The organism is Streptomyces sp. NBC_00683 (assembly GCF_036226745.1).
Lineage (GTDB): Bacteria > Actinomycetota > Actinomycetes > Streptomycetales > Streptomycetaceae > Streptomyces.
Genome location: NZ_CP109013.1, coordinates 8000148 through 8024687 on the forward strand (window position 1 = coordinate 8000148; position 24540 = coordinate 8024687).

A 24540-nucleotide genomic window follows, 5' to 3' on the forward strand; every position below is an offset into this window, starting at 1 on the left:
CTCCCGGGCGGTGCCCTGCGCCCGGCAGCCGTCACCCCGGCAGGTTGAGGGTGACCCCCACCTTCTCCAGGATCGACTCACCGGCGATCACCGGGCTCATCCGCTCGCCGCCACCGACAGGGGCGGCGAGCGGAACGATCTCCGCGTCGGGGTCGGCTTCGAAGAAGTAGACGAGCGAGACGAGTTCCTCGTCCGGCGCCTTGTCGCTGGGCGCGAGCACCCGGTGCCGCAGCGAACGCCAACGGCCGTCCGACCACAGGTTCATCAGGTCCCCGAGATTCACCACCAGCGTGCCCGCCTCGAACGGCGGCGCGAACCAGCCGTCCTCCTCGTTCCAGACCTCCAGACCCCCTACCCCCTGCTGGCGGTCCAACAGGCTCAGGGTGCCGAAGTCCGTGTGCGGGCCGACCCGCATCTGTCCCTCCCGCACGCTGCCGACCGTGCGGAGCGAGGGGTACCAGTTGACGTTCTGCGTCCAGGTCGCGCGCGTGGACTGCCCGGTGAAGTGATCACGGGGCAGCCCGAGGACCGCCGCCAGCACCTCCAGCACCTCCAGGGAGATGCGCGTCATGTGCTCGGTGTACTCCAGTGCCACGTCGCGCAGTTCGGGCAGTTCCGCAGGCCACTTGTTCTCCGGGTAGTACAGCGTGTCGAACGCTTCCTCGCCGGTCCTGTGGGACGGGCCGACGTGGTAGGCCTCGTGCAGGTCCGGTGTCCCGGGATTGCCGTCGATGGCGCCCACCTCCAGCGCACCCAGACCCCGGTACCCGTTGTCGTAGGGGCGGCTCACCGCGTACCGGCCCTTCGTCTCCGTGGGCAGGCCGAAGAACGCGCGCCCTTCGAGGCGCATCCGACGGGTCAGCTCCTCCGGGACCCCGTGACCGCGCAGGAGGAAGAGCCCGGTCCGCCGCAGAGCGGCATCCAGCTCCTCGGCGATCTCCGCGCGGCGCTTGCGGCCCGCCTTGCTCCACTCGTCCAGGTCCAGAACGGGGACGCTGCTCACCATGGCTCTCTGCCCTTCGATTCGACTCTGGTTCGGTACGGGTGCGGTCTTCGCGGCCACGCGGGTCCGCTCAGCCGGCGGGGGTCCCGGCCGGCTGTTCCTCCGCGTCGGCGACCGGTCCGGCGTCCTTCGGCGCGGCGAAGCGATTCAGGTCGCCGATGGCCGACGACGCCTTCCAGGTGAGCGCGGGGATATGGGCGTTGAGGAGTTCGCCGTCCTCGCGCAGCACGGCCGAGGAGGGGTGGTACATGTGCAGGAGCGGATCGTCGTAGTGGTCGAACGCCGAGTGCGTGTCCATCCGGTAGGCGAAGTCGTTGTCCTCGCCGCCCCAGCCCTCGAAGCGTTCGTCCATGCCCCCGATACGGTGGAAGGCGCTCGTGCGCACCCAGACGCAGCAGCCGGGCGGCCGCCGCAGGACGAACGCGCGCAGGTGACCGGCGTCCGCCTCCGGGGCCCCTTCCCACAGTCGCTCGGTGATGGCGCGGGAGGTCGAGGCCTCGTCGAGGCACCACATGTCCCGGTAACTGAGGTGGCCCATCGTGCCGCTGTGCCGGAAGCGCTCCGCGTTACGCGCGATGAAGTCGCGGTCGGCCAGGACATCCGCGTCCAGGATGCAGACGGCCTCGGGGCGGAACGGCGCGTTCACCACCCCGACGTTGACCGCCCAGGACTTGTTGAAGTGGCCGGTCTTGTGCGCGAACAGATAGTGATCGATGTACGGGGTGATGACGGCGCGGCTGCGCGGGGTCTCGTCGGTCTCCACCACCATCACCCGGTAGGACGCCCTGGGCGCGGACTGGTCCCGCAGGGACATCAGACAGGCCAGCAGATTGCGCAGCCGCCGGCCCGTCCCCCGGTCGCGGAAGGGCACGACGACGAGGATTTCCGCATCGCCTCCGCCGGCGACGGCACCGCCGGGGCGGCCGCTGAGCCCTTCGGCGGTGATGTCGCCGCCGGGACGCGATCCGTCGTAGCCCGGGCCCAGGTGATACCCCAGGCGGGAATTGGACTCCGCCCGCCAGGCGTGCGTGAAGAGGTCGTCGATGCCCGGCTCACCGCCCGCCCGCGAGAGTTCGGCAAGCCGTTCGCGCAGGGAGCGGTGCACGGCCGGATCGGCCGGTGCGTCCCTCAGTGCGCGGACGAGGCCGCTGACGGCGGTGTCCTGGATCCGCTCGGCCGCTTCGACGACGGCCCGGCGGTGCGGCAGGCTGCGTTCCCAGTAGAAGATGCTGGCCTCACGGGCCTGCGGATCGAATTCCACCGCGAGTGTGGTGACCACGGCGGTTGACAGGACGACGGGGTCGACGGGGATCAGAGAAGACACTGCGGGTCCTTCGGGTCGGGCGTCGGATACGGGACTGTCGTGCTGATGAGGGGGCGCCGGAGCGAGGCGCCGGACGACCTGCATGAGGACGACTGCGACGAGGGCGAGCGCACTGAGGGTGCCCAGCGAGGCGGGCAGGCCGACCCCTTCGGCGAGGAACCCGATCACCGGCGGCACCACGATGGGGCCCATGCCACTGATGCTGGAGACCACCGCGATGCCCAGTCCCTCGCTGCCACGGCCCAGTTCGCCGGCCCTGGAGAGGACCACGGGCAGGACCAGCGACAGGCCCAAGCCCATGACCAGGAAACCGGCCAGGGCGGCCAGGGTGTGCGCGGCCAGCAGAGCCAGCAGGAAACCGGTCCCCGCGAGGGCGGTCATCCAGGTGATGACCCGCCACTCGCCCCAGTGCTCCAGCACACGGCCCCCGAGCAGTCGGCCCGCCACCATGGCCAGCGAGTAGACCACGAAGCCGAGGGAAGCCTGCCCGACGGACGAACCGAGGTCCTCGTGCAGGTAGATCGATCCCCAGTCGCCCACGGCCCCCTCCGCCGCCAGGCTGCAGAAGCCGATGATCCCGAGCAGGATCAGGGGAAGGCGGTCCGCGCGGGGCAGGGTGAGGCCCTTCCGGCGGCGGTGCCCGGCCGAGGGATCGTCGGGCGGGGAAGGCAGCAGCCACGTGGAGACGAGCAGGGCCGTGCCGCCGGTGAGCACGGCGGCCGTGGTGAAGTGGGCCGACGGCGACAGTCCCGAAACTGCCGCACCGCCCCCCGCCAGCGCCCCGAGTAGTCCGCCGATGCTGTACAGACCGTGGAAGGACGACATCACCGGTCGTCCGTACAGCCGTTCCACCGCCACGGCGTGGGCGTTCATGGCGATGTCCACGGAGCCGAGGGCCGCCCCCATCAGGGCCAGCGCGCATCCCAGCGTCACCGCGTCGACGGCGAGCGACGGCGCGATCAGCGAGGCGCAGCAGAACACGGCGGTCAGCCGGGTGACGGTCAGACTGCCGTAGCGGGCCACGAACACCGCGGCGAACGGACGGGCGGCCACCGCGCCCACGGCGATCCCCAGCAGGGCCAGACCGAACGGCCCGCTGTCCGCATGTACGTGCGCCTTGATGTCGGGGACCCGTGACACCCACCCGCCGAACACGCTGCCGACCACCAGGAAGATGGCGGAGGTCGCGATCCGGGCTCTTCGCACCTCGTCCGGCGGGGCGACCCTCAACGGTCCCACCACCGGGCTCTGCCGGTCGCCCGGCGCCGTGCCTCGGTGGCGAGCTCGTAGGGCAGCGAACCGTCGGGCATGCGCACCATCTCGATGTACAGGCCGAGCCCGGTGCGTACGTACACCCACCGGTCCCCGGCCAGGGGGCCCTCCTCGATGGTCTCGGGTTCTGCCAGCACCGTGCAGCCGGGTCGGCTGCCCAGGTAGGAGGCGGCGGCGTCGACGTCGTCGACATACAGGGCGAGGTGGCTGCCCCCCACGTCGCTGTTGCGCGGCGGACGGCGCCGCCCGCCGGAGGCGTCCCGGTAGCAGTGGAGCTCGATGGTGTCGGTCGGCCCCATGCGCAGCGCCGCCTGGTCCAGGCGGCCTCCGGGCGGCACGCCCAGGGCCGCCGCCAGCTCGGGGTCGTCGAGTGCGACCGTGCGGCGGTACAGCGGTTCCGCGCCGAGGACGTCGACGAAGAACGTCTCGGCCTCGTCCAGGTCGGCGACGGTGTACGCGAGATGGTCGAGGTTGCGGGCACCGGGAAGGGCGGACGGGGCGGTCACGCCGTCGTCGCGGTTGCTCCAGACCGGGCAGGGGCCGAACCGGCGTGCCGAGGTGTCCTTCTCGTACGGCAGCGGGTCCGGGACGGAGCGCAGCTCGACCGGCTGGCCCCAAGGAGTGCTCAGCAGAACCCACCGGACGCCCGCGTCGGGGAGCCCCTCGGGGACGGTGCGTACGGGGCCCAGGGGCAGCGAGCCGGCCCGCTCCCGCAGTGCCGCTGACGCCGCGTCGACGTCGTCGACCCGCAGGGCGAGACGGGTGCTGCCGACATCGTGGGGGCGCGGTGGGGTCGCCCGGTGGTCGGGCGACCGGTAGGCGAACAGCTCCAGGTTGGTCGTCGGCCCCAGCCGTACCAGCGCGATCTCCGTACTGGCCCTGGGGTGGGTGTCGAGGTGTTCGCGCATCCAGTCGTCGTCATGGGCCAGCGGGGGAAGCCGGTAGACGAGCTCACCGCCCAGTGCCCGGACCGCGAAGTCGACCGCGCTGTCCAGATCCGGCACGGTCAGTGCCATGTGGTCGACGCGGCGCGCACCGGGCACCGCGGGCTCCTTACCCACCGCGGCGCCGTCCGCCCGCGTACCGTCGCCCGAACCCGTCTCTGCCACCACACGCACTCCTCGTCGTGGATCCATGTCATGCCTCGTTCCCGGTCGCGCCGGACCTGTGTGTCCGCGCGTCACCGGCCCGCCGTCCGCGCGGCCCGTTCCAGGAGGAAACGGGTGCCCTCGCGCACGCCCCGCACCGTCAGCCCCGCAGTGCTGGGATGGACGGACAGCAGACCGCTCGCCAGGCAGGAGCGGGCCGGACGGTCCGCGTACCGGCCTCCGGCCCGGGGAACGGGCACCACCAGATCCCCGGTGACCCCGAGCCCAGCGGCGATGACTGCCGCCCAGTCCGCCCGCGAGATCTCCTCGGGACCGCCGAGATGCAGCAGGGGCGGAACGGAATCCGCCCGGGTGAGGGCGGCCGTCACCGTCACCACGTCGTCGAGCAGCACCGGAGTGGTCCACTGGTCGAAGGGCGCTTCCACCGGCAGGCCCGCCCGCAGTTTGTGCACGCAGGACGCGAAGAAGTTCAGCCACTTCGGCACCGTGGCCGGCTCCCAGCCGTAGATCAGACTCACCCTCAGCACCGTGGCGTCCGCGGCGTCGGACACGATCTTCTCCGCCGCCAACTTCGCCCGGCCGTAGGTGTTTCCGGGCCGGGTGGGTGTCGTCTCGTCGGGCGTCCCGGACGCGCCGTCGAAGACGTTGTCGGTGGAGATCAGCACGACGCGCCGGTCCCCGGCAGCCTCGACCACCTCCATGGCCGCGCCGGCGTGCCCCGCCATCGCGGCATCCGGATGCTGTGTGCACCAGGTGACGTCCGACGGCCCGTGCACCAGCACGACGGCGTCGGCGCCCGAGCGGCCGAGAACCTCTCGGAACGCACCGGGTTCGGTGATGTCCAGACGGGTCCAGTCAGGAGGCGGCAGACCGTCGTCCCTCGCCTCCGGCGGGTTGCGCGAGGCGAGCAGGGCCGTCCCGCCCGCGCGCACGGCGTCATGGGCCAGGGCGCGCCCCACGAATCCGCTACCGACGATGAGTGTGCGCACCCGTCACCTCCGATGCGGGGAGGGTCCGGGCCAGCATCTGCCCGATCCCGATCAGGCAGTGGTCGTCGTCCGCGGCGCCGAGGGCGAGCATGTCCCGTGTCTCGCTGTCGCTGAGCCCGAAGCATCCGAGTCTCGTCAGCTCGTCCCCCAGCAAGGTCAGGAAACGCTGCCCCACCGCGATGGCGAAGCCTCCGATGAACAGGTACCTGCGGATGCCGATCGCGGTGAAGATGCAGTTGACCGCGGATGCGAGCGGGACGAGTGCGGTACGCAGGACCGCGGTCGCGAAGGGGTCGCCCTCCCGGATCGCCGCGGCGAGCGCCTCGTTCGTCACACCCTCGGGCCGGTTCCCCGCAGGCCCGGCGAGCACCGAGCGGGCGAACCCGCCGGGATCCTCGGCCGCTGCCCGGCGCGCCCCCAGCAGGACGCCGCGCCCGGACGCGATCGCCCCCAGGTGGCCCCGACCGCCGCACTCGCACGGCGGGGCGCTGTCGCTCGGGTCGACGCGCCAGTGGCCTATCTCGCCACCGTGGCCGGCCTCGTCGATCAGGACCTCCCCGTGGCGGAACACCTTGCTGCCGATGCCCGAACTGACCGTGATGAGGCAGAACGGCGCAGCTTCGACGGCCGCGTACCGCCACGCGGCCGCGGTGATGTCGTTCGCGGCCAGGACCGGCAGACCCAGACGCTGTGTCAGCAGGCGCGCGACCGGCAGCGGCTCCGCGTCGCCGCCCCACAGCGTGGGGCCCGCGAGCACGACTCCGTCGCGGCTCATCGGCCCCGCGAACGAGACCCCCACCGCGCTCGCACCGGCTCCGGAAGGCGATTCGAGGTACGCCGCCAGCTCGGCTCCCAGTTGCTCCATGACCCGGTCCTGCAGGGCCTGCGCCGACAACGTCCCGTAACGCCCCAGCCCTTCGGTGGCGATCCGGCGGACGTCCTCCACCCGGGAGCTGCCCCCGGTGACGCGGCCGATCCGCAGCGTCGTCCCGCCGAGGTCCGCCACGACATGGACCTGAGGACCGCCCACCGTGATGCTCTCTGCCGTCATGCCCCGGCACCCCCTGCCGGTGCGTCGTCGCCGCAGTACTGAACCGTTCCGTCCTCCAGGACGATCGCCGACTCCAGCTCCGCGCCGGCCGCCACCTCGGCTCCGGGCAGCAGGACGCAGTCGCGCACCCGGGCGCCCGCTCCGATCCGTACCCCGGGGTAGGCGACGCTGCCCTCCAGCAGCCCCCGGTTTACCAGATCGGCCGGGACCATGCTGTGCCGGACGCCTGGTTCCTCCGTCACCAACCGCCGTGCCACCTCGGGCCGGACGGTGAGCGGGAGATCGGACAGAGGCAGGGTCGGCTTCCCGCGCAACAGTCCGCGGTGCGCGCGGTGGTAGCGGTCGACGGTGCCGATGTCCTCCCAGTAGTCCCGCACTTCGAAGCCGCGGATCCGCTCCCCGCCGGCCAGCATCGCGGGAATGACGTCCCGGCTGATGTCGTGCTGCCAGGAAGTTCCCTCGAGCTGCTTCAGATAGCGGCGTACGACTGTGGCGTCGAAGACGCAGAAAGCCGCGAAGACCAGGTCGCTGGTCGGCTGCGGCGGCTTCTCGACGAAGCCGGTCAGGTTGCCCGACGCGTCGAACTCCACCATGCCGAAGAGGTGGACGTAGCGCCGCTCGATGCGCTGGAAAGACACCGTCAGGGCAGCTCCGTCCGCCCGGTGCTGCCGGATCATCTCGCCGTAGTCGAACCGGTAGACGTGGTCGGCGTGCAGCACCAGGACCTCGGACACACCGTCCCCGAAGATGTGCTTCTCCTTGCTCACGAGCGCGTCGGCGGTGCCGCGTTCGCGGGGTCCGGTCCGGTCCGGCAGGGTGTCGGGCAGTCCGGAGGGCGCACCGCGGTAGGCCTCGTCGTACGGTCCGAAGTGCACCCGGAAACCAGGGGTCCGGTTCCACACGGTGTGCAGGTCGTCCATGAGCCGCCGCTCCTCGTACTGCGACAGGAGCAGCACCTCGCGGAAGCCCGAACGGCGGGCGTTGTCCAGGCTGAAGTCGATCAGGCGGCTGGTCCCGCCGAACGGGACCAGCGGCTTCGACCGGCCCGCCCCCAGGGGGCCCATGCGCCGCCCCTCACCGCCCGCCAGCAGTACCGCGCTCACCCCGTCCACTCAGGCACCCCTGCTTCCCGACATCGCGGCGAGTGCGCCGGCACTGCCGCTGATCCGCCGGATCTCCGCCAGCGCCGCGTCCAGCTCGGCCCGCGTGACGTCGTCGACGAAACGAGCGCCGCCGATCGACTCGGGCAGCGGCAGCAACTGCCGGCCGTCCCGGTGCTTGACGGTCTCCTCGAGTGCCTCGGCCATGAGGTCCGGTGTGCAGACGGGGTGCCAGGTCGGCAGCCCCAAGTCGTTCATCACACGGAGGATCCGCGACAGGTCGTTGTCGTCGAGCAGACCCCTGCGGTACGCGAGCACCGCGCTGAACGCCATGTCCACGCAGACGGCCTCGCCGTGCAGCAGCTCGGGAAGCGCCTCCATCTCGATCCTGGGGGAGAAGGAGTGACCGAAGTCGACGAGCCGCTGCAACTGGTGTTCCCAGAGATTGGGCTGCAGCTCCTCGAGCATGCCCTGGATCGCCAGCCGTATCACCTCGGCCCCGGCGGCTCCCCGGTCGTCGCTGTCGCCCGACTGCATCCGTTCCTTGACCAGCCGTCCGCCGTGTTCGGCGAGGAGCGTGAAGAGGGAAGCATCCTTCACCAGGGCTATCTTCAGGATCTCCGCCAGCCCGTTGCGGATGTGCTGGGGGTCGAGCGTGGCCAGGAACCCCGGGTCGATCAGCGTCACGGCCGAAGGGTGGTAGGTGCCCAGGCGGTTCTTGTGCCCACGGAAGTTGACCCCGGTCTTGGCGCCCACGGCCGCGTCGACCATGCCGATGAGGGTGGTGGGCACCCGTATGTAGGGGGTCGACCGCCGGTACAGGCTGGTCGCGAGACCGACGAGGTCGGTGAGTACGCCGCCCCCCACGGCCAGGACCGGCTCCCGCCGCCGCGGCACGCCGAACGCGTCCATGGACGCGACGATCTCGAAGACCGCGTCCATGCTCTTCACGGATTCGTGCGCCTCGACGACGCAGAACTCGTGCTCGACTCCCCGCGCGGCGAAGTAGGCGCCGATCCGGCGTCCGTACAGCGCGTACACGGTCGAGTCGATCACGATGAGCTGACGGCCCGGCCCGCCGCCGTCCGGTGAGCACGCCACGGCCAGAGCCGGCTGGGACGGGTCCAACAGGCCGGCCAACAAGACGACTTCATAGCTGACGACCTTGCTGGCCCTCATGTGCCATGTGCGGTTCCGAGGTTGCTCGGCGCCGTGCAGGCTGTCCGGCTTGGGTATCGACTCTGCTGTCATTGCGGCGAGCATCTCCTCAGTTGCCAAGGATGCGGAGCGTGGTCTCCGGACGTCCGGACCCGGTCACGGAGTGTGCGTTCCCAGGGACCGCCACCACTGGAGCGAAACGCTGTCGGGATCCAGACAGGGTGGAACCTTCATCGACTTCTGGGCTTTCCGGAATGCCTCGATGGTGACATCGATGTCACCGGACTCGACGGTGAACAGCGCGAGGTGGTCTCCCTGCCCGGCGCCCGCTCGGTGGTCTCCGTCCCACCACTCAAAACGCTCGGCGGCAACGAAATCGGGAATCGTCAGCACTTCGTCCAGATGGTATTTGTCGTACCACTCGTGATAGTCCTCTTCGGAGCCGGGAACCGGGCGCGTGCGCACGGCCAGGACGAACTTGCCCACTTTTCTCTCCTTGAACGGACAGGAATGTCATCGGCGGCGTTGTTCGCATATCGGCAGGAAAGTACCGATGAACGGCTGATGCCGGGCCGGCCGGGAGGAATTGCCAGACGTTCCCCTGGCTCCCCGGCTTCCCTGGGCGACGGTCGGGTGGATCTTCCGAGCGGCAGCTATCGATCAATTGTTTTAAGTTCGCACAATGGTGCGATCATTCAAGACCGATGCTCCAGTTCAAGTCAAGGGCGCTGGCGGCGAGTTCAGGCCACGGCGTAGATGTGTTCAGGATGCCTGTTCTCTCATGCAAATAGACGATCGTCGCGTCCGATTTCGATCCCGCATTGTCGAGTGAAATCATCCAATGTGCGCTCCTGCCTGCGCAGACGTCGTCCCCGCAGGGAGGTGCGACGCGGGGAGGCTCCGGACGCGGTCGTGGCGTCGGCAGTCCGGCCGTGACTGTCGCGAGTGAGTCCCGCCTGCCCGGAAGGAACCTCTGAGGTGCGTCGCGGGCGTGACAGGTCTTGGTGACGCGCGGCGTGCGCGGTCCCGGTCGTCGGGTCGGGCCGTACCCTTCCCTTGTTTGCTCAGCGGTCATACCCGCCCCTGCCGCCTCTACTGAAACGACTCATCGGCGATGTCTGAAATCGGATGGGCGCTCGCCCTTCGATGGTCGTCACCGCTCAGGGTGCCGCGTCAGGCCTCGTGGGCCGTACGTCCGTGCTTGCCCGAGCGGGGCGCGCGACCCGGCGTTTTGCATGGGCATGCGAGATGATGCATAATCTTCCTATGTCTAAGGTCCTCACCTCCCTTCCCGCCGGCGAGCGTGTCGGCATCGCCTTCTCGGGCGGTCTCGATACCTCGGTCGCGGTCGCGTGGATGCGCGACAAGGGCGCCACCCCGTGCACCTACACCGCCGACATCGGCCAGTACGACGAGCCCGACATCGGCTCCGTGCCCGGCCGTGCGAAGGCCTACGGTGCCGAGATCGCGCGCCTGGTCGACTGCCGTGCGGCACTGGTCGAGGAGGGCCTGGCCGCCCTCACGTGCGGTGCGTTCCACATCCGCTCGGGCGGGCGCGCCTACTTCAACACGACGCCCCTCGGCCGTGCCGTCACCGGCACCCTGCTGGTCCGGGCGATGCTCGAGGACGACGTCCAGATCTGGGGCGACGGCTCGACCTTCAAGGGCAACGACATCGAGCGGTTCTACCGCTACGGTCTGCTCGCCAACCCGCACCTGCGGATCTACAAGCCCTGGCTCGACGCGGACTTCGTCACCGAGCTCGGCGGCCGCAAGGAGATGTCGGAGTGGCTCGTCGCCCACGACCTCCCCTACCGCGACAGCACCGAGAAGGCCTACTCCACGGACGCCAACATCTGGGGCGCCACCCACGAGGCCAAGACCCTGGAGCACCTGAACACCGGCGTGGAGACCGTCGACCCCATCATGGGTGTGCGGTTCTGGGACCCCTCCGTCGAGATCGCCACCGAGGACGTGACGATCGGCTTCGACCAGGGCCGCCCGGTGACGATCAACGGCGAGAAGTTCGCCTCCCCCGTCGACCTGGTGATGAAGGCGAACGCCATCGGCGGCCGGCACGGCATGGGCATGTCGGACCAGATCGAGAACCGGATCATCGAGGCCAAGAGCCGCGGCATCTACGAGGCACCGGGCATGGCCCTGCTGCACGCCGCGTACGAGCGCCTGGTCAACGCCATCCACAACGAGGACACCCTCGCCCAGTACCACAACGAGGGGCGGCGCCTCGGCCGGCTGATGTACGAGGGCCGCTGGCTGGACCCGCAGGCACTGATGGTGCGCGAGTCGATCCAGCGCTGGGTCGGCACGGCCGTCACCGGCGAGGTGACCCTGCGGCTGCGGCGCGGCGAGGACTACTCGCTCCTCGACACCACGGGCCCCGCGTTCAGCTACCACCCGGACAAGCTGTCCATGGAGCGCACCGAGGACTCGGCGTTCGGCCCGGTCGACCGGATCGGCCAGCTCACGATGCGCAACCTCGACATCGCCGACTCGCGCGCCAAGCTGGAGCAGTACGCCGGACTCGGCCTGATCGGCACCGCCAACCCGGCCATCGGTGCCGCCCAGGCGGCCGCGACCGGTCTGATCGGCACCCTGCCGGAGGGCGGCGCCGAGGCCATCGCCTCCCGCGGCGAGGTCTCCGACGACGACGAGATGCTGGACCGCGCCGCGATGGAGTTCGGCACGGACTGACCGGCTCCGTCGAGCAGAACGCTCGGCACCCCTGCGGGGGTCGCACCACCGGACAGGCCGGCTCGGCGCCCACGGCGCCGAGCCGGCCTGCGCCGTTCCGCCCCGGCGCCCCGGCGCAGCACCGTGTGGTGCAGGGTTGGCGCCGGGTGCCGCAAAGGCCGAGCCCGTTCGCCACACCCACCGCACCGGAGAAGAGCATCCGCATGAAGATCGTCGACGCGACGGTGGTCGTGACCAGCCCCGGCCGGAACTTCGTCACGCTGAAACTGACCACCGACGAGGGCCTCACCGGCCTGGGCGACGCCACGCTCAACGGCAGGGAACTGGCCGTCGTCAGCTACCTCACCGACCACATCGTGCCCCTGCTCATCGGTGTGGACCCGCACCGGATCGAGGACACCTGGCAGTTCCTGTACCGGGGTGCCTACTGGCGGCGCGGACCGGTGACGATGGCCGCCCTCGCCGCCGTCGACGTCGCCCTGTGGGACATCAAGGCCAAGGCCGCCGGGCTTCCGCTGTACCAGCTCCTCGGCGGTGCGAGCCGGGAGCGCGTCCGCACCTACGGTCACGCCAACGGCGGCGACATCCCGGAACTCCTGGACTCGGTCAGGGCTCGTCTCGACGAGGGGTACCAGGCGGTCCGTATCCAGTCGGGCATCCCCGGTCTGAAGGCCGTGTACGGGGTGCACAGCACGGACCACGACGGCTCGCCGGTCCTCCACCAGCAGGCCCGGCCGCTGGTGGAGGACTGGGACAGCGACGCCTACCTCCGCCACGTGCCCGCGGTCTTCGACGCGGTACGCGCCGAGTTCGGCGACGAACTGCCTCTGCTCCACGACGTGCACCACCGGCTCACGCCGATCCAGGCCGCGCGGCTCGGCAAGGACCTGGAGCCGTACCGGCCCTTCTGGCTGGAGGACTGCACGCCCGCGGAGAACCAGGAGGCCCTTCGCCTGGTGCGCCGGCACACCACCACGCCGCTGGCCGTGGGCGAGGTCTTCAACACCGTCCACGACTACCAGACCCTGATCACCGAGCAGTTGATCGACTACGTGCGGTCCGCCGTCACCCACTTCGGCGGCGTCACACCGCTTCGGAAGCTCTTCGACTTCGCCGCGCTCTACCAGATCAGGACCGCCGTGCACGGCCCGCAGGACATCTCCCCGGTCGGCATGGCGGCAGCCGTCCACCTCGACCTCGCCGTCCACAACTTCGGCATCCAGGAGTACTCGGGCCACACACCGCTCACCGAGGAGGTCTTCCCGCACGCCTACACGTTCACCGACGGACACCTGCACCCGGGCGAGACGCCCGGCATCGGCGTCGAACTCGACGAGCAGGCGGCGGCCGCCCACCCGTACGAGGCGGCCTACCTGCCGGTCAACCGTCTCCAGGACGGCACCGTCCACGACTGGTGAGGCCACGGAACGGCGATGTCACGGAATTCCCCGTCCGTGCGGTGACCCCTGCCGATCGATTCGGTCGTGCACGCCCGTGCCAGGTGAATGATTGCCTTCCGGGCGCGCACCTTTGAAACACTGATGAATCGAAAACGTAACGCCGCTCAAGCGTCGGCCCCGGCAACCTGAACGAGCTATTCCGTCCGGATTAAGTCCTGCGCGGGAGCCCACAGCACATCTCCCGCGCATCGCTGCCTATTTCACCGCACGCGGCCTCGATCGGGCATTCTTCGCGGTGGACCCGTACGAATCGCTCAGGAGCAGGAAAACCACCTGCGGGGTCGTCACCGACCATCCGCGTCACCGGTCTGCGGCGAGGTCGTCGAGGTGGTCGAGAATGGTCTGGACGGTCTCTTCCGGTGTCTGCCGGGAATTGTCGATCCACAGGCCCAGACGGGGGGTGTCCTCGCGCAGCGAGGCGTCGAGAGCCTCAATGGTCCAGGCGCCGTAACCGGTCTTGGCCCGGCTTTCCTCCCGTGCCGCGACGACGTCCGGATCGGGGGACAGGACGACGATGTGGAGCGGGTCGGTTCTGATCAGGGCAGCGTAGTCGGCCAGGTCCTTGCCGAGGATGACGTCCTGGACCACTGCGGTCCAGCCCTGTGCCGCGTACGCGTCGGCGGTGGCGGCCGACAACCGGTAGCGCAGCCACAATTGCGCGAGAGCTTCCGGGGTCTCCTCCGGCATCAGTTCCTCACGGCCGGACACCATCATCCTGCGGAAGAAGTCGCCGCGGACATGAGCGGCCTTCGGCAGCCGTTCGGCGAGCAGTTGGCCGACCGTGGACTTCCCGGCCGCCATGACACCCGTGATCAGCACGACGGGCGCTCGCGTTCCGTCCGCTCCCGGAGTCCGGGACTTCCTGGCTCCGGTCATTTCCGCCTTGCCTCCCGCATCGCAGCGCTCGGATCCTCCTGGAGGGATTCTTCCCGGAGGAGGGGGAGCGGCGGAGGGTTTCGCCCTGAACAGCATCACCTGGTACCCGGCCGCGTGGCCGGAGACGAGCACACCGGCTCCGCGAAAATCCGGTTGCACGGTCATCGGCGAGCCGCTTGGGTCGGGGCCGTGACCTTCGTCGATGACCTGGTACGCCCGGACCGCTATCCGCGCTCGTCCCGCTACGACCCGGGCTGGCTCCTCGGGCTGGACATGGGGCCGAACCCGTTGTGGCTGCTGGAGGACCTCGCCCGGGACCTCGATCTGCGCCCGGGCATGCGGGTTCTCGACCTCGGTTCCGGCAAGGGTGCGACGTCGGTGTTCCTGGCACGCGAGTACGGCGTTCAGGTCGTGGCGGCGGACTGGTGGATCGGTGCGGAGGAGGCGGCGGCCGTCTTCGCCGAGGCCGGTGTCGGCGACCGGGTGGAGGCCGTACACGCGGAGGCGCACGTCCTGCCGTTCGAGCAGGAGAGCTTCGACGCCATCGTGAGCATCGACGCGTTCGAGTACTTCGGCACGGCGGACAGCTACCTGCCGTACCTGCTTCGGTTCCTGCGCCCGGGCGGGCAGTTGGGCATGGCGACACCCGCGATGAACCGTGAGGTCCGGGACCTGGGCGCGATCCCTCCGCACATCAAGGAAGTCGTCGGATGGGAGGCGATCGCCTGGCACACGGCCGAGTGGTGGCGCTTCCAATGGGAGATCACCGAACTGGTGACAGTCACGTCGGCACGGCTGCAGCCGGACGCCTGGCGGGACTGGCTCCTGTGGACCCGGGCGTGCGCCGAGTTCCGGCCGGAGGACCGGGCATCCAGTCAGCCGGTGATCGACATGCTCACCACGGACGCCGGCGAGTTCCTCAGCTTCGCACTGGTCACCGCGCGCAGGGCGAGCGCCGGGTGAGTGCCTGGCCGCCACCGGTCGTAGCGGGCCGGTGTCAGTGCCGACTGCGATGCTGCCCGTATGGATGAGCTGGAGTTCATGCGCGGCAGGGTCTACGGGGCGGACCACGAGGATGCCGGGCCGCTTCCGGGCCGAGCGTATGTGGAGCTGGTCGGCGGACCGCTGGACGGGCTGCTCCTGGATGTCACCGACTGGCCCGACCCCGCCCGTCACGAAACGGTCGCCCTGCCCACGGAGATCGGCCGCTACGGTCCGGGCGGCCGCGCCCTCTACGCCCCGCGGGCAGAGGAGCCGCGCCGGTTCCACTGGCGCGGGGACAGCCCCTGAGGACTGTTTGACGCGATGTTCCGCCGGGCCGGACACGGCTGTGGGAGAGCGACCGGATCGGTTGCTCTCCCACAGTGCCGTCCGCCGGGCGGCGGACCGGAGCGGACCTGACGGTCCGCCGCGATCAGACCGCCGGGGCCGGGTAGGTCGGGTACTCCACCCCGGACACGTGCTGAACCACGCGGATGACCTGGCAGGAGTAGCCGAACTCGTTGTCGTACCAGAGGTAGAGGATCGCGTTGTCGCCGTCGACCTTCGTGGCACCGGCGTCGACGATCGAGGCGTGCCGCGAGCCGATGAAGTCGCTCGAGACCGCGTCGGGTGCGGTGGTGAAGTCGATCTGGCGCTTGAGCGGGGAGGTCAGCGACACGTTGCGGAGGTAGTCGAGGACCTCCTCACGGGTGGTCTCGCGCCCGAGCCTCAGGCTGAGGATCGCGATCGAGACGTCCGGCACCGGGACACGGATCGAGCTGCCGGTGATCGGCGCGTCGAGGTCGGGCAGCGCCTTGGCGACGGCGGACGCGGCGCCCGTCTCGGTGATGACCATGTTGAGCGGCGCCGAGCGGCCGCGGCGGTCCGACGGGTGGTAGTTGTCCAGCAGGTTCTGGTCGTTGGTGAACGAGTGGACGGTCTCCACGTGGCCGCGCAGCACGCCGTACTCGTCCGCCATCGCCTTCAGCGGCGGGACGATCGCGTTGGTGGTGCAGGACGCGCACGACAGGATCTGCTCGTCGGGCTTGATCGTGTCGTGGTTGACGCCGTGCACGATGTTGGGGACGTCGCCCTTGCCCGGCGCGGTCAGGACGACCTTGTCGATGCCGGGGCGCAGGTGCTTCGACAGGCCCTCGCGGTCGCGCCACTTGCCGGTGTTGTCGATGAGGATGGCGTTCTTGATGCCGTACGCCGTGTAGTCGACCTCCGACGGGTCGCCGGCGTAGATCACCTTGATCTCGTTGCCGTTGGCGACGATGGTGCTGTTCGCCTCGTCGACGGTGATCGTGCCCTGGAATTGGCCGTGGATGGAATCGCGGCGCAGCAGCGAGGCGCGCTTGACGATGTCCTGCTCGCCGCCCTGGCGGACGACGATGGCGCGCAGCCGCAGGCCGTTGCCGGAGCCGGCCTTCTCGATGAGCAGGCGGGCGACGAGGCGGCCGATGCGGCCGAACCCGTAGAGGACGACGTCGCGCGGCTCGCGGCGCTCGATCTTGTTGGCACCGGTGGCGCCGGAGACGGCCTCGGCGGTGAACTCCTCCACCGAGAGGCCGCGGTCGTCGGCCTTGTACGTCGCGGCGAGCATGCCGATGTCGACCTGGGAAGGGCCGAGGTCCAGCGTGGTGAGAGCCCGCAGGAACGGCAGCGTCTCGGTGACCGAGAGCTCCTCCCCGGCGATCTGGCGCGCGAAGCGGTGGGTCTTGAGGAGGCTGACCACCGACTTGTTCACCAAGGAGCGGCTGTGAAGGAGAACGGTGACGTCCCCCTCACGGTGCAGCTTCCCGATGATGGGGATCATCGATTCCGCGATCTCCTCGCGGATCTTCCAGTCGGTGAACGAGTCGTCATTGACAGTCACAGGTTTATCTTTCGAGCTAGGAGGCGCTCATATGCTAACCCGACGTCCTTTTGATCATGCAGGGGGTGTCCTCGGGGGCCTGGAGGCGGTCATGGAAAGGCGCGTGGCGCCGCGACCGGGGGCGCAGGCATCGGCGGTCCCGTTCCGGTGATGAACCAGGTCATGGCCGCGGCCAGGGCCGCCCGCCGAGCCGCTCGATGCCGGTGTTGAACCGCTTGAGGTAGGCGGCGAAGGCGGCGATGTCCTGCTCCGGCCAGTCGGCCATGACCCGTCGCAGCGAGCGGACGGTGCGCTCGCGTTCCTCGTCCAGCAGGCGGGCGCCCTCGTCGGTGATGCGGAACTTGCGGGCCATGCCGCCCGCGGGGTCGGGGATGCGCTCGGCCAGTCCCGTGTGCACCACGGCGGCGGTCTGCCGGTTGAGGGTGGAGGCGTCGAGCCCGAAGGCGTCGCTCAGTTCGCCGATCGACATCGGCCCCTGGACGCGCAGGCGGCTGAGCAGGATGTAGGCGCTGCGCTCCAGTCCGCCGTCCTTGGAGCGCCCGTCTCTGTGCTGCAGGAGTCCGTGGCGGCTGAGCAGCATCTGCTCGTACTCGACCTCGTACGTCGGCCTGCTCATGCGCGCGCTGCCTCCTGCACCTCCGCCTGGCCGGCACGTTGCGGTTCGCCTCGGCCGGGGCTCAAGTGTCGCACGACCGTGTGCATCGCACATATAACGTGCTCGATACATTCGATGTGTACGATGCACACTGCAACCCGACAGATATGCGAGGAATCCCTCTATGGAAGCCCCCCAGCCCTCGGCCCGCGCAGGCGCCGTGGTCGCCACGCTGGCCTTCGCCGGCACCACGGCGGCCATCATGCAGACGCTGGTCACGCCCCTGATCGGGGAGCTGCCCCGGATCCTGCACACCTCGTCCGCGAACAGCGCCTGGGTGATCACGGTCACCCTGCTGGTGGCGGCCGTGTGCGTGCCCGTCACCGGACGGCTCGGTGACCTGCTGGGCAAGCGCAGGATGCTCCTCGCGTGTTCCGTGCCCCTCATCGTCGGCTCGGTGGTGTGCGCGCTCGCGTCCTCCGTCGTCCCCATGATCGTCGGGCGCGGCCTGCAGGGCATGGGGATGGGCATGGTGCCGCTCGGCATCGCCCTGCTGCGTGACGTGGTCCCCGCGGAGAAGCTGAGCTCCTCCATCGCGCTGGTCAGCGCCTCCATGGGCATCGGCGGCGGTCTCGGCCTGCCGATCTCCGCAGCCGTCGCCCAGTACACGAACTGGCGGGTGCTCTTCTGGGGTTCGGCCGTGCTCGCCGTGACGATCGCCGTTCTGATCTGGTTCATGATCCCGGACATCCCGGCCGGCGCCAAGGGCCAGCGTTTCGACGCACCCGGCGCGATCGGTCTCGGTGTGGGACTGGTCAGCCTCCTGCTCGCCGTCTCCAAGGGTGCCGAGTGGGGCTGGGGCTCGACAGAGACGCTCGGCCTGTTCACCACCGCCGTCGTGGTCCTGCTGGCCTGGGGCTTCTGGGAGACCCGCACCCGGGATCCGCTGGTCGACCTGCGCACCACGGCCCGACCCCGGGTCCTGCTCACCAACCTCGCGTCGGTGTTCATCGGGTTCGGTATGTACGCCAGCATGCTGATCATTCCTCAGCTGCTGCAGTTCCCCGATGCGACCGGCTACGGCCTCGGCCAGTCGATGCTCGCCGCAGGCCTGTGGATGGCGCCCGGCGGCATCATGATGATGCTCGTCTCGCCGTTCGGCGGAAAGCTCACCGACGCCCGGGGCCCGAAGTTCACCCTGATCTGCGGTTCACTCGTCATCGCCGCGGGCTACGGGCTGTCGCTGGTCCTGATGGGCTCCGCATGGGGCCTGATGCTCGTCTGCCTGGTCATCAACGGCGGTGTGGGACTCGCCTACGGTTCGATGCCCGCGCTGATCATGAGCTCGGTGCCGCTCTCCGAGACCGCCGCCGCGAACGGCTTCAACACACTCATGCGGTCCCTCGGAACCTCGATCGGTGCCGCGGTGGTCGGAGTGGTCCTGTCCCAGATGAACATCACCATGGGCGGCTTCAGCCTCACCTCGGAGAACGGCTTCCGCGCCGGCCTGGCCATCGGAGGCGGCGTCGCCCTGGTCGCCGCTCTGATCGCGGCGGTCATCCCCGCCGCCCGCAACGCCGGGGTTCCCGGCAAGAAGGCCGACGGGGCACCCGTCGCGGAGCAGGCCACGGTGAAGGCCTGACCCCCGTGCCTCCGCGCCGGGCCACCGACCCGGCGCGGAGGCACGCCACGGCCGCTCGGAGGTCCCGGTGACGGGGCGGCGACCGGGGAGTTCCGCCGATCAGGTCCGGGTCGGCGGGCGCCACACGGCGAAGTCACTGATCCGGAAGTGACTGGTGACCGTGCGGAAGGCGAAGTGCCCGCTCGTGTAGGCCTCCGGGTCCCGATGGTCGAAGACCAGCCGGCCGTTGTTCCACCACTGCACCTTCGAGCCGTCGGAGACGATCCTGACCCGGTTGGGCTCGTTGGCCGTCAGCAGGGGCTGCGTGTAGTCGTACAGCAGCGGCCGGTTCTCCGGGTCCCCGACGTAACGCCGCAGCCGAGTGGTGGTGTTCCCGTTCGCGCCGTAGCCGACGTAGTACGTCCTCAGGTAGTTGTACTCGTCGAGCCGGCCCTGCCTCACGGTGGCGAAGAGGTCGTGGGGGGAGCGGGTGTCCGTGGCGTTCCAGAAGTTGTTGAGGTCCGACACCCGGTCGTTCGGACCGCCCAGGGAGACCGGCGTCGCGGTGTACTCGAGCTCGTACCGGCCCTGCAGCCGCTGCCCGAACCAGACGGTGGCGCCGCTGGGTACGTCGATGTCCAGGACTCCGTCCGCGGCCGTCACCGAGCCACCGTCCTGGAGCTCGGAGCGCCACTGCCCCGTTCCGGAACGGAAGGAGTCACCGGCGATGCGGGTCCACGCGCGGTCGGCGCCGGTGTCCGTACGGATGGCGGGCTTGGGCGGGTTCCTGGAGTCGAAGCCGAGGTAGTAGTCGGTGAAGGTCGACTGGAGGTAGCCGCGCACCGTCCAGCCGAGCCGGTACTCGGGGTTGTGGGCGAGGGTGTAGAGCCGGGTGCGGGTGGGTTCGGTCGTGGTGTAGAGGCGAAGTGCGCGGTGGTCCTCGGTCTCGGCGAGAACCTCCTCACGCCAGTCGCCCAGGACGTCTCCGTAGAAGGGCGTCGCATTGCGGGCCCCGGCCACGACACCGGACGGGTCGAAGATCCGCTCCGACGTCTCGGACCTCGGGTTCCACTTCTCGACGTGGGTGCTGTCGAGGAGCTCCGCCCCCTTGTCCCCGTCCCACCAGATACGGAAGTTGACGCTGGGGGTGGTCGCGGAGACCTTGCCGTCCCGGACGTTGCGGACGCCCGCGCCGGGCGCGGTCACGTCGGCGGTGGACGTCCAGTACTCCAGGCCCCGGTGGCGGGGGTCGATATCGGCGGCGGTACCGCGGCCCACATCGAGGTCCGCCTCACCGGCCGGGTTCTCGGGGTGGACGCCCGTGGTCAGGCGCTCACCGGTCCCGGCGTCGTAGTAGTACCAGGGGAACGCGGACACCACGCCCAGCTCGGACTGCTGGATCGCGAACCCCTCGAGTCCGGGGCGGTCCGGGTCGAGGTCCGCGATGTGGAAGCGGTCTCCGTGGCCCGCGCCGTCGACGACGTAGCGCAGGGAACCGTCGCTGTCGACCACGTAGTTGCCGTCGGCGATCTCGTCCTTGCCGTCCTGGTCGACGTCGACGACCCGGATCTGGTGGAAGCTCGTCGCGCGGCTCTCCGGGGTGGCCACGTACTTCCAGCGGCTGCTCAGTTCGCGGCCGTCGAAGTCCCAGGTCTGGAAGAGGGTACGGAAGGTACCGCGCTTGGCACCGACCCGGGTGACAAGCTTGGTCACCAGGCTGGGGTGCACCCCGTCCAGGTAGGCGACGCCGAAGTGGCCTCCGGAGGGGCCGTCCGCGACGAAGTCCTGCGGAACGGGCTGCCGAGTGCGCTCCGTTCCCTTCTCCCCGTCGATGACCGAGACGAACTGCTGCGCGGGTGAGTCGGCCTGGACCTTCGCACCGTCGGCGAACGTGGTGCCGTCCGCCGTGTGGACGAGGACCTCCGCCCTGCCGTCGCTGTCGAGGTCGTAGACGGTGACGTTGTCGTCGTTGCGGTAGCCGCCGATGGCCGTCGACCCGCTGATCGCGGCGGGCGCGGGGTCGTTGGCGCCGTTGCCCGCGACCTGGGTGTACGAGCCCGGCCCCTGGTCGACGCGCCACAGCCGACGGCCGGCGAGGGAGTACGCCTCCAGCAGGTCGGGCCTGTCCCGGGTGCCGGAGAGGCGGCTGACGACCAGCTCGTAGCGGCCGTCGCCGTCGAGGTCGCCCGGCCAGGCGTGCTGCACCGTATAGCCGTCGGCATCGGCGAGCGGTATCTCGGCGTAGCCCCCGGCGAAGGAGAGTGCGGGGGCGCCGGCCTGCCGCTCCCGGCCGCCCACGACGGCACGCACGGTGTACGTACCGCTGCCCCTGCGGTCGTCCTGGTACGTGGTCGACTCGGTGACGGGCCTGCTGTTGATGCGCTTGCCGGCCCTGTAGACGTTGAACGAGATGTCGGATCCGTACTCGGTGCCCAGCAGACGCCAGCTGAGGAAGGTTCCCTTCCCGGACGGGACGGCCACGAGTCCCCGGTCGAGGTTCTCCAGGATGCGGCGGGGCTGCGGGGGGCCGCTGTGGCCGGATGCCGCCGCGGCCGGGGCCGACAGGAGTCCGGCGAGTACCGCCGCGGCGCTCACCGCGGCGATTCTTCGGTATCCGGAACGGATGGCTTGCATGACGATCGGTACTCCTCAAGGCGGGGGCGCAGGGTGCGAAAGTGCAGCTGCGGAAGGTAGTAAGCGCTTCCCACGATGCGGGCCCCCGAGTCCCATGTCGATCTTTTCCGGTGATGTGCCACACGACCGCAACGACGCGCTAACAAAGGCGTGGGGCGCGGACTGCGGATGAGCAACGGCGGGCGCACACTGAGGAAGGAGACGCGTCGGGCGGCGGCGTGCCCGTCCGTCCCCGATGCCGTCCGGAGAGACATGACCAGCCCGGCCGATGACCCGTACGTGCGGGTGCGTGGCGCCCGCGAACACAACCTGCGGAACGTCGACGTGGACATCCCGCGGGACGTCCTGGCCGTGTTCACCGGAGTCTCCGGGTCGGGCAAGTCGTCGCTGGCGTTCGGCACGATCTACGCGGAGGCGCAGCGCCGCTACTTCGAGTCGGTCGCCCCGTACGCGCGCCGGCTGATCCATCAGGTGGGAGTGCCCGCGGTCGACGACATCATCGGGCTGCCGCCGGCCGTCGCACTGGAACAGCGACGGGGTTCGGCGACGTCCCGCTCCTCCGTCGGTACAGTGACCACGTTGTCGAACACGCTGCGGATGCTCTTCTCCCGCGCGGGCACCTACCCTCCGGGCGCCGAGCCGGTGGACTCCGACGCCTTCTCCCCGAACACGGCAGCCGGCGCGTGCCCGGAGTGCCACGGCCTGGGCAGGGTGCACCGCACCACCGAGGAACTCCTGGTCCCGGACCCGTCGCTGAGCATCGCGGAGGGTGCCGTCGCCGCGTGGCCCGGGGCCTGGCACGGCAAGAACCTGCGGGACGTGACGCGGACCCTCGGCCACGACATCGACCTGCCCTGGCGGGAGCTGCCGCACAAGGACCGGGAGTGGATCCTGTTCACGGACGAGCAGCCGGTCGTGACCGTGGACCCGGTGCGGGAGGCGGGCCGGATCCAGCGTTCGTACCAGGGCACCTTCCAGAGCGCCCGGCGCTATGTGATGCACACGTTCGCCGACTCCAGGAGCCAGGCGCTGCGCGCCCGTGCCGAACGGTTCCTGGAGAGCTCGGCCTGTCCGTCCTGCGGTGGCAGCAGGCTCCGCCCCGAGTCCCTGGCCGTCACCTTCGCCGGGTCGACCATCGCCCGGCTCAACGCGATGCCGCTCGGCGCCCTGGCCGAAGTGCTGCGGCCCGTCGCCCGGGGCGAGGGCGGTGAACTCCCCGAAGGCCCCCGGCGGCAGGTCGCCGAAACGCTCTGCACGGACCTCGTCGACCGCATCGCGGTGATCAACGAACTGGGCCTCGGCTATCTGAGCCTGGACCGCACGACGCCGTCGCTCTCGCCCGGAGAGCTGCAACGGCTGCGCCTGGCAACCCAGTTGAGATCAGGCCTGTTCGGCGTGGTGTACGTCCTGGACGAGCCTTCGGCGGGGCTGCACCCGGCGGACACCGAGGCCCTGCTGACGGTGCTGGTGCGGCTGAAGGAGGCAGGCAACACGGTGTACGTCGTCGAGCACGACATGGACGTGGCCCGCAGGGCGGACTGGATCGTCGACGTCGGGCCGCACGCGGGCGAGCTCGGCGGCCGGGTCCTGCACAGCGGCCCGGTGGACGGCCTGGCAGCCGTGGCCGAGTCGGCGACCCGACGGTTCCTGTTCGCCTCGGGTCCCGACCCCGCGGCAGGACGTACCCCGCGGGAACCGTCGGTCTGGCTCCATCTGCGGGGCATCGACCGGCACAATCTGCGCGACCTCGATGTGGACCTGCCCCTGGGCGTGTTCGCGGCCGTCACCGGCGTGTCGGGGTCGGGAAAATCGACCCTGATCACGCAGGTGCTCGCCGGGGCCCTCGCCGAGCACCTGGGCACGGACGTCCCGCCGGACAACGCCGGCGAGGCGAGCGACGCACGCGACGCGGGGGAGCGGGAGACCGGCGCCGGTGCGGGCTTCGCGGCCAAGGGGATGGAGGCGGTGGACCGCCTGGTGCAGGTGGACCAGAAACCCATCGGCCGTACGCCGCGCTCCAACCTGGCCACCTACACCGGCCTGTTCGACTCCGTACGCAAGCTCTTCGCGGCCACCGACGACGCGAGGCAGCGCGGCTACAACGCGGGCCGCTTCTCGTTCAACGTCGCCGGCGGCCGGTGCGAGACCTGCCAGGGCGAGGGAATGGTGGCCGTGGAGCTGCTCTTCCTGCCGGGTACCTACGCGCCGTGCCCGCAATGCCGTGGCGCCCGCTACAACGAGGAGACCCTGCAGGTCCGTTACCGGGGCCGCAACGTCGCGGAGGTGCTGGGCATGACCGTGGACGCGGCCGCGGAGTTCTTCGCCGATGTCCCGCAGGCGGCACGGAGCCTGCGCACCCTGCGGGAGGTGGGCCTGGGCTATCTACGGCTCGGACAGCCCGCCACCGAGCTGTCGGGCGGCGAGGCCCAGCGCATCAAGCTCGCGTCGGAGCTCCAGCGGAGCCGCACCGGACACACCGTGTACGTGCTGGACGAGCCGACCACCGGGCTGCATCCGGCCGATGTCGAGCTCCTGACGCGACAGTTGCACGGACTCGTCGACGCCGGCCACTCGGTGTTCGTGGTCGAGCACGAGATGGGAGTGGTCGCCGGAGCCGACTGGATCGTGGACCTGGGCCCCGGAGGCGGCGACGCGGGAGGCCGGGTGGTCGCCTCAGGACGGCCGGCCGACGTGGCCCGGGCGGGCGGGAGCCGTACGGCGGACTACCTGGCACGCCGGTTCAGCGGCTGAGCCGAGGTGCCCGGCGGTCCGCCGC

General features: G+C 70.2%; 18 protein-coding genes and 2 pseudogenes. 6 read left to right on the forward strand and 14 right to left on the reverse strand.

The window, feature by feature from the left end; translation table 11 throughout:
- Positions 1–31: 31 nt before the first annotated feature.
- The 9 genes from OG257_RS34800 to OG257_RS34840 form a co-directional block, all read right to left on the reverse strand.
- On the reverse strand, positions 32–1006 hold the full coding sequence (locus tag OG257_RS34800; protein ID WP_329214035.1) for an isopenicillin N synthase family dioxygenase: 975 nt from the start codon (positions 1004–1006) through the stop codon (positions 32–34).
- 67 nt (positions 1007–1073) lie between these two features.
- Entirely contained in the window at positions 1074–3557 is a 2484-nt protein-coding gene (locus OG257_RS34805) for an MFS transporter (RefSeq protein ID WP_329214037.1), read from the reverse strand.
- A complete protein-coding gene (locus tag OG257_RS34810; RefSeq protein ID WP_329214038.1) occupies positions 3554–4708 on the reverse strand; it encodes a VOC family protein in 1155 nt (384 codons plus the stop codon). Before OG257_RS34810 ends, OG257_RS34805 begins: the two co-directional genes overlap by 4 nt.
- Before the next feature lie 71 nt (positions 4709–4779).
- Positions 4780–5697 (reverse strand): SDR family oxidoreductase, encoded by a 918-nt coding sequence (locus tag OG257_RS34815; protein WP_329214040.1) that lies wholly within the window; start codon positions 5695–5697, stop codon positions 4780–4782.
- Complete coding sequence (locus tag OG257_RS34820; protein WP_329214043.1) at positions 5675–6748, reverse strand: ROK family protein; 1074 nt, start codon at positions 6746–6748, stop codon at positions 5675–5677. The genes OG257_RS34815 and OG257_RS34820 overlap by 23 nt, the downstream gene beginning before the upstream one ends.
- Positions 6745–7860, reverse strand: a complete 1116-nt coding sequence (locus tag OG257_RS34825; protein WP_329214045.1) for a sugar phosphate nucleotidyltransferase — start codon at positions 7858–7860, stop codon at positions 6745–6747. Before OG257_RS34825 ends, OG257_RS34820 begins: the two co-directional genes overlap by 4 nt.
- Positions 7861–9099, reverse strand: a complete 1239-nt coding sequence (locus OG257_RS34830; RefSeq protein WP_329214047.1) for a sedoheptulose 7-phosphate cyclase — start codon at positions 9097–9099, stop codon at positions 7861–7863. It lies immediately after the preceding gene.
- Between the two features lie 63 nt (positions 9100–9162).
- Positions 9163–9492: a hypothetical protein gene (locus OG257_RS34835; protein ID WP_329214049.1), complete on the reverse strand. Its 330-nt coding sequence runs from the start codon at positions 9490–9492 to the stop codon at positions 9163–9165.
- 205 nt (positions 9493–9697) lie between these two features.
- A complete protein-coding gene (locus OG257_RS34840; protein WP_329214051.1) occupies positions 9698–9844 on the reverse strand; it encodes a hypothetical protein in 147 nt (48 codons plus the stop codon).
- Positions 9845–10272: 428 nt separating this feature from the next.
- Between OG257_RS34840 and argG the strand changes: the two genes are divergently transcribed.
- Together argG and manD are read left to right on the forward strand one after the other, a co-directional pair.
- Positions 10273–11718 (forward strand): argininosuccinate synthase, encoded by a 1446-nt coding sequence (gene argG / locus OG257_RS34845; protein ID WP_329214053.1) that lies wholly within the window; start codon positions 10273–10275, stop codon positions 11716–11718.
- Between the two features lie 203 nt (positions 11719–11921).
- The gene (manD, locus tag OG257_RS34850; protein WP_329214055.1) at positions 11922–13136 is read left to right on the forward strand and encodes a D-mannonate dehydratase ManD; all 1215 of its coding nucleotides are present in this window, start codon (positions 11922–11924) and stop codon (positions 13134–13136) included.
- A gap of 342 nt (positions 13137–13478) precedes the next feature.
- Here the strand turns inward: manD and OG257_RS34855 are convergent, their stop codons facing one another.
- Entirely contained in the window at positions 13479–14054 is a 576-nt protein-coding gene (locus tag OG257_RS34855; protein WP_329214056.1) for an AAA family ATPase, read from the reverse strand.
- 189 nt (positions 14055–14243) lie between these two features.
- Here OG257_RS34855 and OG257_RS34860 point away from each other — a divergent pair, with 189 nt between their 5' ends.
- Both OG257_RS34860 and OG257_RS34865 read left to right on the forward strand, forming a co-directional pair.
- Positions 14244–15017, forward strand: coding sequence for an SAM-dependent methyltransferase (locus OG257_RS34860; RefSeq protein ID WP_329214058.1), 774 nt, complete (start codon positions 14244–14246; stop codon positions 15015–15017).
- A 60-nt stretch (positions 15018–15077) separates the two neighbouring features.
- Positions 15078–15344 (forward strand): hypothetical protein, encoded by a 267-nt coding sequence (locus tag OG257_RS34865; protein WP_329214060.1) that lies wholly within the window; start codon positions 15078–15080, stop codon positions 15342–15344.
- Between the two features lie 124 nt (positions 15345–15468).
- Here OG257_RS34865 and OG257_RS34870 read toward each other — a convergent pair whose 3' ends face one another.
- Together OG257_RS34870 and OG257_RS34875 are read right to left on the reverse strand one after the other, a co-directional pair.
- Positions 15469–16914: a glyceraldehyde-3-phosphate dehydrogenase gene (locus OG257_RS34870; RefSeq protein ID WP_329214062.1), complete on the reverse strand. Its 1446-nt coding sequence runs from the start codon at positions 16912–16914 to the stop codon at positions 15469–15471.
- 160 nt (positions 16915–17074) lie between these two features.
- Positions 17075–17530: a MarR family winged helix-turn-helix transcriptional regulator gene (locus OG257_RS34875; protein WP_329214064.1), complete on the reverse strand. Its 456-nt coding sequence runs from the start codon at positions 17528–17530 to the stop codon at positions 17075–17077.
- Positions 17531–17693: 163 nt separating this feature from the next.
- On the opposite strand from OG257_RS34875, the gene OG257_RS34880 reads away from it, so the two are divergent.
- The gene (locus tag OG257_RS34880) at positions 17694–19151 is read left to right on the forward strand and encodes an MFS transporter (RefSeq protein ID WP_329214066.1); all 1458 of its coding nucleotides are present in this window, start codon (positions 17694–17696) and stop codon (positions 19149–19151) included.
- 99 nt (positions 19152–19250) lie between these two features.
- On the opposite strand, the pseudogene OG257_RS34885 reads toward OG257_RS34880, so the two are convergent.
- Positions 19251–19859: pseudogene (locus OG257_RS34885) on the reverse strand (DUF6250 domain-containing protein); the annotation flags it as partial.
- A gap of 54 nt (positions 19860–19913) precedes the next feature.
- A pseudogene (locus tag OG257_RS34890) lies at positions 19914–21764 on the reverse strand (rhamnogalacturonan lyase family protein); the annotation flags it as partial.
- Positions 21765–22016: 252 nt separating this feature from the next.
- On the opposite strand from OG257_RS34890, the gene uvrA reads away from it, so the two are divergent.
- Positions 22017–24515 (forward strand): excinuclease ABC subunit UvrA, encoded by a 2499-nt coding sequence (gene uvrA, locus OG257_RS34895; RefSeq protein WP_329214068.1) that lies wholly within the window; start codon positions 22017–22019, stop codon positions 24513–24515.
- Positions 24516–24540: the final 25 nt, after the last annotated feature.